13 protein-coding genes are annotated in these 14739 nt (G+C 53.4%); 3 read left to right on the top strand and 10 right to left on the bottom strand.

Annotation, left to right across the window (positions count from 1 at the left end; genetic code table 11):
• Nucleotides 1-62: 62 nt before the first annotated feature.
• The 10 genes from F0P93_RS08575 to F0P93_RS08620 all read right to left on the bottom strand — a co-directional run bounded on the left by F0P93_RS08575 (nt 63) and on the right by F0P93_RS08620 (nt 10929).
• Nucleotides 63-869, bottom strand: a complete 807-nt coding sequence (locus F0P93_RS08575) for a LytR/AlgR family response regulator transcription factor (RefSeq protein WP_150875977.1) — start codon at nt 867-869, stop codon at nt 63-65.
• 24 nt (nt 870-893) lie between these two features.
• Nucleotides 894-4034: a sensor histidine kinase gene (locus tag F0P93_RS08580; protein WP_150875978.1), complete on the bottom strand. Its 3141-nt coding sequence runs from the start codon at nt 4032-4034 to the stop codon at nt 894-896.
• Nucleotides 4035-4280: 246 nt separating this feature from the next.
• Nucleotides 4281-4661, bottom strand: coding sequence for a hypothetical protein (locus F0P93_RS08585; RefSeq protein ID WP_150875979.1), 381 nt, complete (start codon nt 4659-4661; stop codon nt 4281-4283).
• A gap of 233 nt (nt 4662-4894) precedes the next feature.
• The gene (locus F0P93_RS08590) at nt 4895-5686 is read right to left on the bottom strand and encodes a M23 family metallopeptidase (RefSeq protein ID WP_150875980.1); all 792 of its coding nucleotides are present in this window, start codon (nt 5684-5686) and stop codon (nt 4895-4897) included.
• Between the two features lie 85 nt (nt 5687-5771).
• Entirely contained in the window at nt 5772-6482 is a 711-nt protein-coding gene (gene porG, locus F0P93_RS08595; RefSeq protein ID WP_150875981.1) for a type IX secretion system protein PorG, read from the bottom strand.
• A gap of 38 nt (nt 6483-6520) precedes the next feature.
• Nucleotides 6521-7510: a DUF6089 family protein gene (locus F0P93_RS08600; RefSeq protein WP_150875982.1), complete on the bottom strand. Its 990-nt coding sequence runs from the start codon at nt 7508-7510 to the stop codon at nt 6521-6523.
• Between the two features lie 187 nt (nt 7511-7697).
• Nucleotides 7698-8582, bottom strand: a complete 885-nt coding sequence (locus F0P93_RS08605; protein ID WP_150875983.1) for an NAD kinase — start codon at nt 8580-8582, stop codon at nt 7698-7700.
• Between the two features lie 92 nt (nt 8583-8674).
• The gene (locus tag F0P93_RS08610; RefSeq protein ID WP_114409423.1) at nt 8675-9343 is read right to left on the bottom strand and encodes a CBS domain-containing protein; all 669 of its coding nucleotides are present in this window, start codon (nt 9341-9343) and stop codon (nt 8675-8677) included.
• 160 nt (nt 9344-9503) lie between these two features.
• On the bottom strand, nt 9504-10301 hold the full coding sequence (locus F0P93_RS08615; RefSeq protein ID WP_150875984.1) for an alpha/beta fold hydrolase: 798 nt from the start codon (nt 10299-10301) through the stop codon (nt 9504-9506).
• Nucleotides 10302-10353: 52 nt separating this feature from the next.
• On the bottom strand, nt 10354-10929 hold the full coding sequence (locus F0P93_RS08620) for an anthranilate synthase component II (RefSeq protein WP_150875985.1): 576 nt from the start codon (nt 10927-10929) through the stop codon (nt 10354-10356).
• 80 nt (nt 10930-11009) lie between these two features.
• Between F0P93_RS08620 and F0P93_RS08625 the strand changes: the two genes are divergently transcribed.
• From F0P93_RS08625 to F0P93_RS08635, 3 genes are all read left to right on the top strand, one after another.
• The gene (locus tag F0P93_RS08625) at nt 11010-12278 is read left to right on the top strand and encodes an NAD(P)/FAD-dependent oxidoreductase (RefSeq protein ID WP_150875986.1); all 1269 of its coding nucleotides are present in this window, start codon (nt 11010-11012) and stop codon (nt 12276-12278) included.
• Between the two features lie 181 nt (nt 12279-12459).
• Nucleotides 12460-13257 (top strand): hypothetical protein, encoded by a 798-nt coding sequence (locus F0P93_RS08630; RefSeq protein WP_150875987.1) that lies wholly within the window; start codon nt 12460-12462, stop codon nt 13255-13257.
• Nucleotides 13258-13561: 304 nt separating this feature from the next.
• Nucleotides 13562-14518, top strand: coding sequence for an esterase-like activity of phytase family protein (locus tag F0P93_RS08635; RefSeq protein WP_150875988.1), 957 nt, complete (start codon nt 13562-13564; stop codon nt 14516-14518).
• The last annotated feature ends 221 nt before the right edge of the window (nt 14519-14739 follow it).

A 14739-nucleotide genomic window follows, 5' to 3' on the forward strand; every position in this document is an offset into this window, starting at 1 on the left:
TATTCAATATTCAGTGTTCGATATTCAATTTTCAATGTTATTCAATATTCCGTGTTCGTTCCTTACAAAGAATAGCTTTCCTCAACTTTCCAGACATTACTCGCATAAATCAGCAGCTCGCGGACGCGGTGGCCAAGGACGAGACGGCATTTGGGCCGGGTGCCTTTTTCGAGGTAGCTGATGGCTTCCCGGTTCAGGATGTGGCTTTTCCCGATCCGGATGAAATGATCCGGTGGCAAAAGTTTTTCGAGCGCATCGAGCGTTAGATTCGGGATGTTGAGGTGTTCCTGCCTGGAGCAATACACATTGATCTGCTTGTTGGCCGATTCGCAGTACATGATGTCGGCGACCTCGATGCGGTGGAGCGCCACCGAATTCTGAAACGTCAGAAACCGCGGGCCCGGCAAAACCGCCGAGTCCGGGTTCTGGCTGAATGCCTTTTCCAGCTGAGCCGTCAGCTCAAGTTCATGCTCTTTGTCGGCTTTCCACTTGTGGTAAAACAGCCGAACCTTTTCTTTCAATATCAGCGGATCGATGGGCTTTACCACGAAATCCGAGTGCAGATGCGGGGCGGCTTTTTGAACCGCCGTGAGCGCATCGTCGGGATAGCCCGAAATGAAAATGACGCCGTAAAACTGCTGCTGCAACGTAAGCTCATCCAGCAATTCAAAACCACTGCGGATGGGCATCTTGATGTCCAGAAAAATCAGGTCCGGTTTCTGTTCCGCAATCAGATCCAGTCCCTCCGTCACATTACCGGCTTCGCCCACCACGCATACTTCCGGCACGGAGGAGAGCATGCTGCGCAATGTTCGCCGGACCGGCAATTCGTCGTCAATAATGACCGATCGTACCATCAATGTATTCATAGCGAGTCGTTTAAAAGAGAGAAATCATACCCGTTCGTCAGAGTCGGCCGCATGTTCTTCCGGAGGCAAAACCGGGTGGAGCGGTAAAATGGCTTCCAGCCGAACCCCTGAAACCCCGGTTTCAGGGGCCGTCAAATCGGTTACGTGCTGCGAACTTTTTAATGCGTTATACTGGTTAAGCTGGTCGAAAACCGCCTGGTTGATGGTCAGCCCCCGGCCCGTGCTCCGGCGCCGGTATTGCCGGGCTTTCACCAGCCCTACCCCATCGTCTTCCACCCTGATTCGCAGACAACCTGCTGACTGGCAAACTTCAATGCAAACGGTTCCGCCTTTGGGTTTGTGTTCCAGCCCGTGTTTAATGGCGTTGGAAACGTAGCCCTGAATCAGCATTTTGGGCAGGTTGGTCTCCATCGGAATGCCTTCGCACACGGTGATTGTAAACTGAATCCGGTCGCCAAACCGCAACTTTTCCAGATCCAGGTAATTCCGCACAAACTCCAGTTCCTCCTGAAGCGTCCAGAAAACCCGGCTGCGGGTCATCAACTGATTCCGGAAAATGGAGCCAAATTTGGCCAGATAACTCACCACCGTGTCCGGGTCCGACTCGTAGGTAATCGACTGAATGGCGGTCAGGAAATTGGCGACAAAATGCGGATCGATCTGATTCGTAATGGCTTTCACCTCCAGTAAGGCCCGCTTCCGGCTGGCTTCGGCCAGTTGGCGCCGGATTTCCGACTCCTGTTTTTCCCGGTTGGCGGCTTCCACTTCCAGCTGCGCCACCCGTCGCTGAATCTGAAGCTGTTTCAACCGGCGTTGCGCCAGCACCCGCACCTGCCGCAACCGCCCGTAAAACAGCGCACCCACCACCAGAACAATCACCAGCGTTCGAAACCCCCAGGTGGCATACCAGGGGGGAGCAATGCGAAATTCCTGCGCAATGGGTGCGGTATTCCACAGGCCTTCGGCGCGCAACACCTGAAGGGTCAGTCGGTAGGAGCCGTCGCCCAGGTTTTGCAGGGTGAACGAATTTTCACGGATCGGCTTCGACCACTCGGGGGTTGTTGGGTTGCCGTCCAGGCGTTCCAGGAGGTACTGATATGTCGTACTCGCCAGTAAATCCGTGCCATCGGTTTTCCGGAGTTGAACTTCCAGGTCATTTTCGCTGGATTTAAACGCCATTCCGCCCGTTTGCGTTTCCACCACCCGACCCGACCTCATATCCCGAAATGCCTGAATCCGGGTTGGCACCGGTTTTAACAACTGAAAAAGCCGCTTTTCCGAAATCATCATCATGCGGTCACGCGTGGCAACCCACAGGCGTCCGCGTGAATCGAGCAGAATACCATTGAAAATACACTGACTGCCACGAAATCCGTTTTCCCGGTCAAAATACGCGAGCCACTCTTCGCCCGTTTCATAAAACCGCTCCATATCGAACACAAACAAGCCTTCCAGCGTCCCAATCAGCAGGAAACGCCCCATGGGTCGGCAATAGGTAATGGTTCGCTGGATGAAGCCGGGAGCGATCCGCCGGTATGTTTTATAATCGTGCAACCAGAGCCCATCCCCCGTCGAGAGCCACAGGTTTCCGCGTTTATCACGCCGGACTTCGGCCACCGTCTTGGCTGGTAACCCCTTGTTTTTTGAGGTAAGCTGCCGAAAGGATCGGCCAACACCATCCCACAGCAGCGTTTTATTTAAACCGGAAATCCAGAAACGCCCGAATCGGTCGGTTTCGATGTTTTCATACTGGTCGGGCGGCATCGCCACCACGTCCAGGAGTGCCAGCGTCCGGCGGTTGTAAATGAATAAATCCGTGTTGGAAACCACCAGATAGCGGTTTCGACGGACATCGTCGTAAAAACCCAACGGCAGCGTAGCCGTATCGGAACCCGGCAACCGACGGAAATCCCGGCCGTCGAAGCGGAAAACGCCTTTTTTGGGTTCGGCCACCAGAATGATGTTTCCGTCGGCATCCATCCGACTTGCGGGCTGAAAATAATCGGCGAGCATCGATTTACGATACGTCCGGTCGGCCACAATGCCTTTATTAGTCAGGCGACTTAGCCCTTTTCCCCAGGAGCCAAACCAGATGACGCCATTCCGGTCTTCGGCCACGTTGTTGGTTTCTTCCAGCCAGCCTTCCGAGTTGTCAAAATATTGCCAGCCACTCATTTTGATGTTGATCAGCCCATGATGCGCCGTGCCGACCCAAAGATCCCCCCGGTGATCGAACAGCAGCCGGTTGGCCGGTGACGAGCTGATGTGGGAGTTGGTCACCGTTTTGCCGTCATACCAGCAGATGTCGAGGTCACCCTTCGTTTTCTGAAAAGCCAGTTCGCCATTGAGGCCAATGGCACACAGCGATACTTCGGAAACCGGAACCGGCACGTCATACAATTTACTCACCGCCTGGTTTTCAATCCGGTACACCGTCGCACCAGCCATGGCATACAGGCGACCCGCCGGATCGGTCAGCAACTGCGTCAAGGCTAGCCGGTCGGCCAGCAAGGTCAGGCGGTTGTTCTTCACTTCCCACAACCGGCCATCGTCGGTCAGCAGCAGAATCCGGCGATTGGGCCAATCGGTCAGGATGCCCCGAAACCGTTGTTCCGGATTGGTAAAAAACCGTCGGGTCACATCCTGCATCCGGTCTTTCTCCCAGCAATACAGCCGCTGGCCAACATTCCCCGGTTCCGTTCGGGCGGCAAACCACAGCTTGTTTTCGTGGTCGGCGGTCATAAAAACCACTTGCTGCCGGGGTTCCTTCCGGCCGTAGTTGACCGAAAATTCCTTGATAGTCAGTCCTGTTGTGGTGATGTCGTTCATCCGGAACAGGCGGTTTCCCGCACAGGCCCACACCGTTCCGTCGGGCGCATCGGTCAGATTGTCGCCCCCGTCCGGCAAGGCCGGAATTTGGCGCTGGTTGATAATCGGAGGAACGCCGTTGAAATAATTGAGTCCAAAATACGTGCCGATCCAGATTCTGCCGACGCGGTCCTGATACAAACCCGACACATAGACGTACGACAAACCGTCGTAGACGCCGTAGGTTCGGTCGGAAAATTGCTGGGCCACGCCCACGCCCGTCCAACCGCAACTCACCAATCCGATCAAAAGCCGGATCAGGCCATAGTTTCGCTGAAAGAGCAGGTAAACAGGCATTGTGATGGAATAGAATGATGACAATCAAGGTACAAAGGATGTCGCGGTATCACAATGGGGAGTGAACCTGAACCGATGAAAATGGCTTTTGGACGCTCATAACGAACCGATCACTTCCTATGATTTTTCAGATTTATCCGAAAACCAGACAAGCCACACTACGCAGTATGGCTTGTCTGGTTTTCGGGTGTGGATAAAAACGATGGGTACGCGGTATCACGAGGCATTGAAAGGCACGATTGACGCTTACAGATCGGAGGTCAGGCGGGTTCTTTTGCAACTGCCCACCTCAAACCGCACCGAACTCGACCATTTGGTCACCTGCTTGCCATTCAGCGTTGCGACCGCATCGAGCGAGTAACTGCCAACCGGTCGACTGATGTTCAGAACGACACCCGCCGTTTCAGACCCGCAGGGCGGCACACTTTGCTGGGTCGTGGCCAGATACGGTTTGGAGAGCAATCCAACGGTTTTTCCGTCCAGTTTCACTTCGACCTGGTCAAACTTTGAAGCCGACAGGCTGGTGTAAATCAGATAAGAGCCTAAATCCTCCGGTTTTATCTCGTTGGAATCTTTACAGCTAACAACGGCAAGGAGCGTAGCAAGTGCTAAAACATTTTTTTTCATGGCAGTAGTACATGTTGTTGGTGATTAATGAGTCAAAATTAATCACCACCGCCCGCGGAATCGGGTAATGCCATACCAACCAGACGAATAGCTACTTACAGCCGATGAAAGGGAGAAACGAAGCGATGTATTATTGAACGGTTAAGAGTGATGAGGGATGAGTTAAGAGTGATGAGTTAAGAGTTGGCTGACGCATTCCATTTAATTCTTCATTCTTAACTCTTAACTCTTAATTAATTAAAGTTCCTGGCGGTTAACAGCCACGCGTAGGGGTTTTGGGGTTGTGGGAGTCCATCTGCCTGGAGTTGCAGGTACATGATGTGCAGATGCGTAGGCGAACGGGTTGCGTAGGCGTTGAAACCCGTGCGGCCTACTTCGCTAATCTTTTGCCCCGATTGTACCCAGTCGCCCGGGCGAACCACAATGGCGTTGTTGTGGGCGTAATACCACAAGCCGTCGAGAATGGGGTCATAGATCCAGATCCAGTTGCCCCCCCGGTATTCCTGCCCCGGCGTCCAGGCGGTTTCGATGGCCAGCACCACCCCGCTGGTCATCGCCAGCACATCGGCCGGGCGGTCGGTGTTGTCGTCGATGCAGTCCTGGTTGCGGTCGGAGATAAAAATGTCCTGCGCGGGGTGGCTGCCGCGAACGTTGTAATCGAATAAATCGAAGCCCCTGGCCCGGTAGCCTTCCCCATGTGAACCGCCAATGGCGTCGGGGGAGTAGTTACGGAGCGGGAATGAAAAATAAGCCGTTCGAAGAATGCTGTCGCGTCGGGCACTGTCGAGCCGGAAGGGTTCGGCAGTACGGAATTTGCCGCGCAGGCCAAACATAATGTCACTAAAGAATTTCCGGGCCGAGTCCGGCAGCACGCTCTCCTCCCGAATCTGGGTGTAAAGCCGCTGAAACTGATAACACATCGAATCGACCGGCGGAATGTCGGACCCGGCCCAGGCCACGGTTTGCGACGAAGCTGAATTTGACAATCCAATCCACAAAGCGCTTAGGACGCCGATCCACCGCATAGTTTCCCAAAATCCTGATTTCACAATAACGAGTTGTATTCGATCCGTATGAAGGCCGAAAATACGCAAAAAGTCCCGAATGTGGTTATTCAGGGCACGTAATCCGGTAGAAACGGTAGGTCAACGTGACGCCGAGGTAGGTGTACGTATCCTTTGAATCAGGGTTCCCGTTCCGTAATTTATCGGTATCGCTAAAGGTGTTTGGTCCGAAATTGTCCAGGTAATCGGAACCGGAAAACCGGGTTCCATACTCCAGCCCCAGGCTCCAGGGTCGTTTAAATTCGTATTTCACACCCACGCCCAGTGGGAAATTGAAGAGCGACTTTCGCTGATAGCCCGGACTCTGGGGATTGGGCTTAAAGGTGAACAATCCCAGTCCGCCAAATACGTAGGGCGTCCAGTTTTTCACCTTCCGCTGGCTGGCATAATTCAGGAAATTGTATTCCATCAACACGTTCAGTTCCCGAATCGAAGTCTTAAACGACAGATCGCGCGCCTGTTGGAACGGATCGTTAAACCGGCTGTCTTTCCCGGCAATCTGACCTAAACCGGCGTTGATCCGCACCGTAAACGGCTGACTAACGTTGTAGCGTACCAGCAAATTACCGGCGGGCCGGATGTTTGCCGGAATCAGACTGGGGGCCAGATCACCCTTGTAGATCATCCCGCCCAGCCCCGCTCCCACTTCCCAGGTCGGAGTCGATTGTGCCGAAGCGCCGAAGCTTATCACCAGACTCAAAACCGTAAGAACACCGCAAGCCGCCCAAAAACGGCTGGCTGACTTGCGATCAGGCATCAGAAGAAACGGATACGGACAGGGAGACAAAGGGTACTTTATTTGATCGGTGGGCATTTAATTCGTGGCGTCAGAACGTAATGTACCTGAAAGCTAATCGTCATGTAGCCGTCGTTGAAAACCCCGTCGGCCCCCCGCGTCGAATAAGCAGGATCAGAAGCCAGCACCCCCATGGGGTCGTTTGTGTTCAAATACTTTTGTAATTCAGCAACGCGGTCGCCCCCTTTCCGGGCAGCGGTTGGCTCCAAACGGCGGTCGGACATCACCCGCGCCAGATCATCCTTCAGAATGGTCGGATCCGGATAGGCTCCACCGGCATCGTCCAGGTAATCACTGGTCGTATACCGGAATCCAATTTCACCGGCCAGACCAAACCGGTCGTTCAGTCGGTATTTCACCCCGAAGCCCACCGGAATCGCCAGGGTTACCAGAGAATATGGTTTTACGCCGTTTTGTCCCTGCCCTTCTGTTCCCAGCGGCTGCAGTTTTACCCAGCGCTGTTCCGTGTCGTCGGGCGTGGTGCCGAAACCAACCGGGGTTCGGGCTTCCGGGCTGTGGGCAACAGCCGCAATACCCAAAAATACATACGGAGTCAGCTTAGCACGGTAATTCGGATTGCGACCGTCCGGCACAAACTGATAAATCCCGGAGAGGGCAAATTCTTTCAGATCATTGCGAAAATGAAGGTTCCGGGCGTATTGAACAATCCCGGAGTTGAGGTCTTTGCGGTTGTACGTATAATCGTCGCCCGCGATTCGCGCCCAGGTAAACGAGGCACGCGCGGCCAGCCGGGGGGTAAAGTGTCGGGTATACATGGCTCCGGCACTCCAGCGCATCATTAAAAATGTGGATTTAAGGGGTTTGCGATACCCGGCAATCTCGCCGTAATAGCTGGCGGTTCCCAGTCCCAACCCCACTTCCGAATAAGGCACAAAGGGATTTCTGCCATTTTGCGCCTGTGCATCGACCGGTTGCAACGCCAGACAGGTGGCGGCAATCAAACTGGTAATCAGTAGGTTATTCTTCATGTTTCTTTGCTTACTACCGCACCGGAAAACCGGAGCCTCTGATTCATCGATCGGAGTTTTGACCGGTTTGGTCAATCTCCTCCTCTGAAACGCCCGTTTTTGGTATTTTATTGGGTCGCTTGGTAAAACTGTTGTGCATTCTGAGCGAAAGAAGGCTCCAGCACACGGTAAAGGTATTTTTAATGGTCTAATTTCGAATATCCCAGCCCCAGCTCAACTTGTTTCGCAGCGTATTCAGAAAACTGTCATCGCTCATTTTGACCAGTTTGGCCGCAAACTTTTCTTTCCGGGCGCTCAGGCGGGTACCGGTGTTGACCGTACGAAAACGGGAATCGACCGAAACCAGAAAGGTTTTGCTACGGCTTTCCACTTCAAACGACAATTGGGCCGAATCCGGCACCACCATTGGCCGGACGTTCAGGTTGTGCGGGCTGATGGGCGTCACGATGAAGTTGCTGTTGTGCGGCAGCAGCAGTGGCCCTCCGCAACTCAGCGAATACCCGGTTGAGCCCGTAGCCGTTGAAATGATCAGGCCGTCGGCCCAGTATGAATTCAGGAATTCACCGTTGAGGTAAGTATGAACGGTGATCATCGACGACGTTTCGGTTTTGGTAATGGTCACGTCATTCAGGCCGAACGGAACGCCGTCGAAGAGATCTTCATCTGACTGCAAATTCACCAGCGTCCGTTCATCGATCCGGTAGTCGCCGATCGACAGGGCCTGTAGCAGTCTTGGCAACGATTCCGGATTTTCGGGGGAAATGGTGGTCAGAAAACCGAGCCGACCGATGTTGATGCCGACAATTGGAATGCCGCGCGGCCCGGCGTGGGTGAGCACTTCGAGCAGGGTTCCGTCACCGCCGAGGCTGAACGCGAAATCGGCGTCGAAGATGTTGAGGTACGACGTATACGTTAAGGTAGAATGGTGGGCGATACCGGCAGAATCCAGGAACGAACGGTAGATTTCAGATAGCTGCACTTCTATTTGTCGCCGGGCCAGCTCATCGAACATGGATTGGATGAATGGAGTAGCCAGGTCAACAAAATTGCGTCCGTGAATAGCAATTTTCATAAAAATCGTCAGTCAGTTCGTCAGTCAGATTTGCAAAGATGAGAGAAAAGTCCAAGAATCTGCTATTGACTGCCGACGGATTGCCGGATGAATTACGAATCCAGGTACCGAAGCAACAAATCGAGTCGTCCCTGATCGATGGATTCGATGGGGGTATTGGCAAAAGCCGCTTCGATGGAGTAGCCGAAGCGTTCGAGTGTGGCCACCACCGGCGTGATGTCTTTGCGATTGAGTTTGAGTGTGAGCCGCGATTTATCGGGCATCCCATAGGCCGCGCCCGCAAAGTAGCTGCTGATGATCCGAACGTTGTTCGATTCGACCAGCCGGCTGATTTCAGCCATGGAATAATCGCGTTCGTTGATGGAGAGAATCAGTATGGCGCCCGCTTCCTGAACGCCCAGCAATTGGGCAAACTGTTTGAGGAGCTCAATGGCGGAAACCGTCCCGACAAACTCCTGTTCGTCGTTCACCACCGCAATCACCTGCAGCCGGTGTTCGGTAATTAAACTCAGAAGTTCGTACAGGTGCTGGGATTCATGGACCGACAGGTGTTCAAATAGCCGCATGACCTCACTCAACTGGTGGGTGTCATCGGGCACATCCATCAGCAGATCTTCATTGACAAGGCCCTTATACTGGCCCTGGTCGACAATGGCCAACTGGCCGACGCGGTGTTCCTGCATCCAGTCGAGGGCCTGCCCAACGGTATCCGTCGGCTTCAGGGCCGGTATCATCGGGTCTATTAGTTCGGAGGCCAGCATCGATGTCGGTTGTTTACTACTCTGTACCTGTTTATAGTCCAAAAGCATCCGGAAAATTCCTGGAAGAGATCTCCGATGTCGTGTAACTGGAACAGTATAGTTGAAAACTAAGAAATTTCCGTTAGAGTTTCAAAATCTTTTCGGAAATTTCTTAATTCCATCAGGCAATGGTGAGATCACTTTGTCGGCTGGTGGCATTCAGGGGTTGTCGGATGAGCCAATCGGTCAGCAGGGTATTGAAACGATCCGGGTGTTCCATCATCGGAGCATGACAACATTTATCAACAAAGTGCAATTCTGAGTTGGGAATCAGGCGATTGAATTCGTGGGCCACTTCCGGTGGGGTAATGGTGTCGTTCAGCCCCCAGATCAACAGCGTTGGAATGGTGATGTGCTGAATTTCCTTCGCCACATTGTTGCGCTGGGCCGATTTGGCAATGGCCACAATCCGCAGGCATTTCGGAATGCTGTTGGTAATTTCGAAGACTTCGTCGATCAGTTCTTTTGTTGCCACTTTCGGGTCGTAAAACGTGTAGGCAACCCGTTCGGCAATGTAATCGTAGCTGCCCCGTTTCGGGTACGAACCGCCCATTGAGTTTTCGAACAACCCGGAGCTGCCCGTCAACACGAGCCGCTTCACCATATCCGGATGTTTCAGCGTGTACAACAGCCCGACATGGCCGCCCAGGGAGTTGCCCAGCAGCGTCAGATTGTCCAGGTCTTTGAAGGCCAGAAACTCTTCAATGAATTTCACAAGCCCTTCCAGTCCGGCTTCCCGGATAGGCATTTCATAAATTGGCATCACCGGAATTACTACCCGATACCGGTCAGCGAAGGCGTTGATTACGCCGTCCCAGTTGCTTAAAGCGCCGAATAATCCATGAAGTAAAAGCAATACGTCGCCTTGTCCTTCATCAATGTAACGGAAGTTACCTTCTTTCCGAACACGATAGTTCATAGCGGTCTTGGTTTTGTCGTAGAAAAATTGGAAAAGTACAACGAAAAGGTCACTATTTAGTTGTTTTCACAAAGGTAATCCAATTTTTTAAAATTGCTAGTCCGTACTGGGTCAATGCCGCTTCGGGGTGAAACTGTATGCCCCAAAGCGGTAAATTCCGGTGCCGAAACGCCATGTTTTCGCCCTCAATCGTAGTGGCCAGTTCAGTCAGTTCGGCGGGCAGGTCCACCAGTACCAGCGAATGATACCGGGTAACCTTGAACTCGTCCGGCAATGTAGCTACTAAAGCGTCCTCCGCTGATTTCCTAATCACCGACAATTTTCCGTGCATCGGTTTGGCCGCCCTGACCAGCCGGGCGCCGTAATAGTCGCCCAACGCCTGATGGCCTAAACAAACCCCCAACATTGGCAGTTGCTCGTGGTAGTGCTCGATTACAGTTAACAGACAACCCGCCTGCCGGGGGGTTCCGGGGCCGGGCGACAAAACTACACCGTCGTACGATTCCGCCGTGATTTCGTCCAGCGTCGCGGTATTGCGCACCACCCGACATGTGGCCCCGGCCTGTTTCAGGTAGTCGACGAGCATGTAGGTGAACGAGTCGATGTTGTCCAGTACGAGTAAATGCATGCGGATGAGAAACTAAAAGTGCAAAAGTAATCATCCTATCCGGTAAGCTGTATTTTTGTAAAAAAACGAACTGAATCCTGATGCAGTCCAAATCCTCCGTAGTCATTGTGGGAGCAGGCATGGCCGGCCTGACCTGCGCCGTTTACCTCCGCCGGGCCGGTATCGAGGCCACCTTACTGGAAGCGTCCGATGGCGTCGGTGGCCGCATCCGGACGGATGTTGTCGACGGTTTTCGGCTCGACCGGGGTTTTCAAATTCTGCTGACAGCCTATCCCGAAGCACAACGGTTACTGGATTACGGCGCGTTGAAACTGCAGCCGTTTCGTTCCGGTGCGCTGATCCATCAGTCGGCTGGCGGCTGGATTCCGTTCATCAACCCCCTGCGCGAACCGTCGGGTTTGTTCCAAACGCTGGCTTCCGATGCAGGAACCTTCAGTGATAAACTGCGGATTGTCGAGCTGATGCGGTATGTATCGGGCATTTCAAGCGAAGCGTTTTTTCAGCAGGAGGCCACCGACACCGAGACGTTTCTCGAAGATTTTGGCTTTTCGGAACAGATCATCAACCGGTTTTTCCGGCCATTTTTCGGTGGTATTTTTCTGGAAGATGCCCTGGCGACGTCGAGTAACTTCTTTCAGTTCTGTTTCAAAAATTTCTATACGGGGAATGCGGCTCTGCCAGCCGCCGGAATGGAAGCCATTCCGCAGCAACTGTCCAGGCGACTGGATCCGGTTCAGATCCGACTGAATGCGCCGGTGCGGCAAATCCGGGATTCTGTGCTCTACCTGGAAACCGGTGAAAGTCTTCAGGCTGACACGATTGTGCTCGCCGTCGATGCATCAGCCGCCAACCGGCTGCTGGGGCTTGAAAACCCGGTTCGGCTGTTTAATGCCACCACCAATACTTACTTTACCGCCCGCCAGTCGCCCAAAGCAAAACCGTCCGGTGCTGAAAAACTGCTGCTGCTGAATGAAAACCGCCAATCCGCCATTCACAACATCGCCATCCTGAATGACGTGGCTCCCTCCTACGCCCCCGACGGCCAGGCGTTGATTTCGGTCAGTACGCACGGACTGGACGCGGTGAACGAAAAAGCCCTGGCCGAACGGATTCAGAAAGAACTGGTCGGCTGGTTTGGCCATGAGGTTGACCAATGGCGGTGGCTGAAAACCTACCATCTTCCGGAAGCTCTTCCAACCTACTATCCGGGAACGCAACACGCTCCGCTCAAACGCGCCGAAAATCTGTACCAGTGCGGGGATCAAACCGCCTATCCGTCGCTCAATGCCGCGATGCAAACCGGGCGGAACGTCGCCGAGCTGATCATGGCCAATGGAACTGTTGAATAGGCACCGGTTTACGGTTTTCAGTTTACGGTTTACGGTGCGGTTCCCCGCCGGGGCTGACGCATGTTGCCTGACGTATTTTATGCTGCGTCAGCTGAGTGCGTCAGTCCCGGCGGGGAACCGCACCGTAAACTGAAAACTGTAAACCGAATACTGTAAACCGTATACCCAAAACCTGATTTCAATGCGTTGGCTTGTCCGTTTCCTGGTGTTTCTGCTGATTTTGCCGCTGGCCTACTTTGCGGCATTTCCGCAGATTTTCCGGTGTCAACTCCTAAAATACACATCTGACTTTCAGCAACTTACTCCCACGGTATGGGTCGACGCCAGCACCCCGGAACGCCAGCGCGTTTATCTGCTGTTTGAAATCAATGAAGCAACGAAACGGCTTGAAAAGTTGTGGAACAGTCCGGCAAAAGGGAGGGCCACGGTAATCTTTTGCCAATCGCCCGAGCAATACCAACAGTATTGCCACGATGGCGAAGGCGCGGGCTGCAGCCTCGGAACGCCCTGGGGCGAATCGTGGATCATCATCAATCCGTATGGCCGCAACCCCGACGTGCTAGCCCACGAGATGTGTCACGACGAGCTATACACCCGCCTGGGCTGGCTGAAAACCCAACGCCAGATTCCGCAGTGGTTCAACGAGGGGCTGGCGCTGTTGATCGACCAGCGGTTTACGACGGCCACCGACAGCCTGCGTCGCCACGACGAATTCCAGGATCACTGGGAGGAGCAATCGCACGGGCAGCAGGTGGTTCTGAAGCTGACCGAACTGGAATCGCTAAAAGATTTTTTTTCGGGAAATTACAACCGGGTCATGCTGGCGTATATGACCGCCGGTCGGGAGGTGTCACGCTGGCTGGCGGTGGTAGGCCGGGGCGGATTGACGAAACTGGTTGACCGGCTTAAAGCCGGCGACGATTTTGAGTCGGTATACCAGCGGCTGGAGCGGGAAGCGAAAACCGGGAAGGGAAGTTAAGCGCTCCGAACGTTACGGTCAGGTTGCGATTCTACCCTATCCTACTTGAAAGTCGATAGCACGAATAGCGGCAATTTGATTACGGGTCCAGCCTTCCCGGAACCGTAAGGAAACGAACGATTCGATGCCGGGCCATCCCATAATCATGTGAGTAAAAGGCTCCTGACGAGTCCCGATTGCGTCTGGTTCACCCCAACTTTCGAATGCGATCTGCAATTCCGGCCAAAGAAGTGTAACTTGACCAAAAAAGCGAAGACCATGAAATCGCTTTCTGCTAATCATCACCGACTCCGTAACTCGTTTCATGAAGAACTTACCGGGCCTTCTTTTTAGCCTATTCGGTTTGGCTTTTGCGTTTCCAACCCACAGCCAGACCGTATCCTTCACGCTCAAAGATTATTTGACGCTTCCCCGCAGCCGCAACCTCCACAATATCTCCGGGATAGAGTACATTTCCGGGCGACAGGAATGGCAGTTGGCCGAAGACCGGGGAGCATACCACCTTTTCAAAACCATTCATCAGCTTTCCGACTGGGTTTGTGAGCCCGATTCAAACTTTCAAACGGGCCTGTTCCTTGAAGCCGTGCGGTATGATCCAACCCTGGATACCTATTTTTTTACGGTCGAAAACGATCAGGAATCCTACGTCGGTTTTAAACCGCATTCGCTCCCGCAGCCGGGTGATTCCATCCGGCGACTGGCTTTGCCCCACGCCATGCCCCTGCCCAAAAAAAATAAAGGCATTGAAGGACTCGCCATAACTCCGCAGTATCTGTGGGTTGCCCCCGAAGCCGGTTCGCGGGAGGAAGCCCGGGTTGACCATCCGCTGATTCATTTTTACCGGTATAAAAAAAGCAACGGCTCGGTGGTGTTCGACGCTGAGTTCAGTTACGAGATCGACCGGAATGTCTGCCCGAGCGACTCCAACGAAGCCCTCGGCGGGGTGTCGGAGATTATTTCGGTTCCGGGCGACGAAACCCGGCTGCTGGTGCTGGAACGCTGTTACGAAAAAACCACGAAGGCCGTCACCGTGAAACTCTACGAAGCGCAGGTGGACGAAACCCGTCGGCAACTCCTCAAACGGAAAGATAAACCGGCTTTCGATTTCAACGGGCGGAACGGTTTTCGGCCCGACAACCTGGAGAGCATGGCCTGGGGCGAAGACGTCGACGGCCGGAAAATTCTGGTGGTGATGTCGGACGACAACACCGGCAAAAACCAGTGGACCCAGATCATTTTGCTCGAAATGCAGCCCAACTGACTTTTTAGTAAGCGGCATCAAGTTCTCCTCTATTTTCGCCACCCTAACGGGCCCCAAAACCCGCTTGCCCTCAGCAGTTTAGCCGTACTCCTACGCTTGGTGCGTTCAAAAAGCCCTCCATTATTTATTTGTTACCACTGTGGAAAAAGCAGTAAATTGTTTGGACTTTTTAGCAAACGGTTCTATTTTTAGAAATCGAAACTTGACTTGACCTACTAATT

The organism is Larkinella humicola (genome assembly GCF_008727875.1).
GTDB lineage: Bacteria > Bacteroidota > Bacteroidia > Cytophagales > Spirosomataceae > Larkinella > Larkinella humicola.

Coding starts and splice junctions, on each gene's coding strand:
- F0P93_RS08605 (WP_150875983.1), bottom strand. CDS start 8,582: ATGAAAATTGCTATTCACGGACGCAATTTTGTTGACCTGGCTACTCCA.
- F0P93_RS08630 (WP_150875987.1), top strand. CDS start 12,460: ATGCGTTGGCTTGTCCGTTTCCTGGTGTTTCTGCTGATTTTGCCGCTG.
- porG (WP_150875981.1), bottom strand. CDS start 6,482: ATGCCTGATCGCAAGTCAGCCAGCCGTTTTTGGGCGGCTTGCGGTGTT.
- F0P93_RS08620 (WP_150875985.1), bottom strand. CDS start 10,929: ATGCATTTACTCGTACTGGACAACATCGACTCGTTCACCTACATGCTC.
- F0P93_RS08600 (WP_150875982.1), bottom strand. CDS start 7,510: ATGAAGAATAACCTACTGATTACCAGTTTGATTGCCGCCACCTGTCTG.
- F0P93_RS08585 (WP_150875979.1), bottom strand. CDS start 4,661: ATGAAAAAAAATGTTTTAGCACTTGCTACGCTCCTTGCCGTTGTTAGC.
- F0P93_RS08625 (WP_150875986.1), top strand. CDS start 11,010: ATGCAGTCCAAATCCTCCGTAGTCATTGTGGGAGCAGGCATGGCCGGC.
- F0P93_RS08580 (WP_150875978.1), bottom strand. CDS start 4,034: ATGCCTGTTTACCTGCTCTTTCAGCGAAACTATGGCCTGATCCGGCTT.
- F0P93_RS08590 (WP_150875980.1), bottom strand. CDS start 5,686: ATGCGGTGGATCGGCGTCCTAAGCGCTTTGTGGATTGGATTGTCAAAT.
- F0P93_RS08610 (WP_114409423.1), bottom strand. CDS start 9,343: ATGCTGGCCTCCGAACTAATAGACCCGATGATACCGGCCCTGAAGCCG.
- F0P93_RS08635 (WP_150875988.1), top strand. CDS start 13,562: ATGAAGAACTTACCGGGCCTTCTTTTTAGCCTATTCGGTTTGGCTTTT.
- F0P93_RS08575 (WP_150875977.1), bottom strand. CDS start 869: ATGAATACATTGATGGTACGATCGGTCATTATTGACGACGAATTGCCG.
- F0P93_RS08615 (WP_150875984.1), bottom strand. CDS start 10,301: ATGAACTATCGTGTTCGGAAAGAAGGTAACTTCCGTTACATTGATGAA.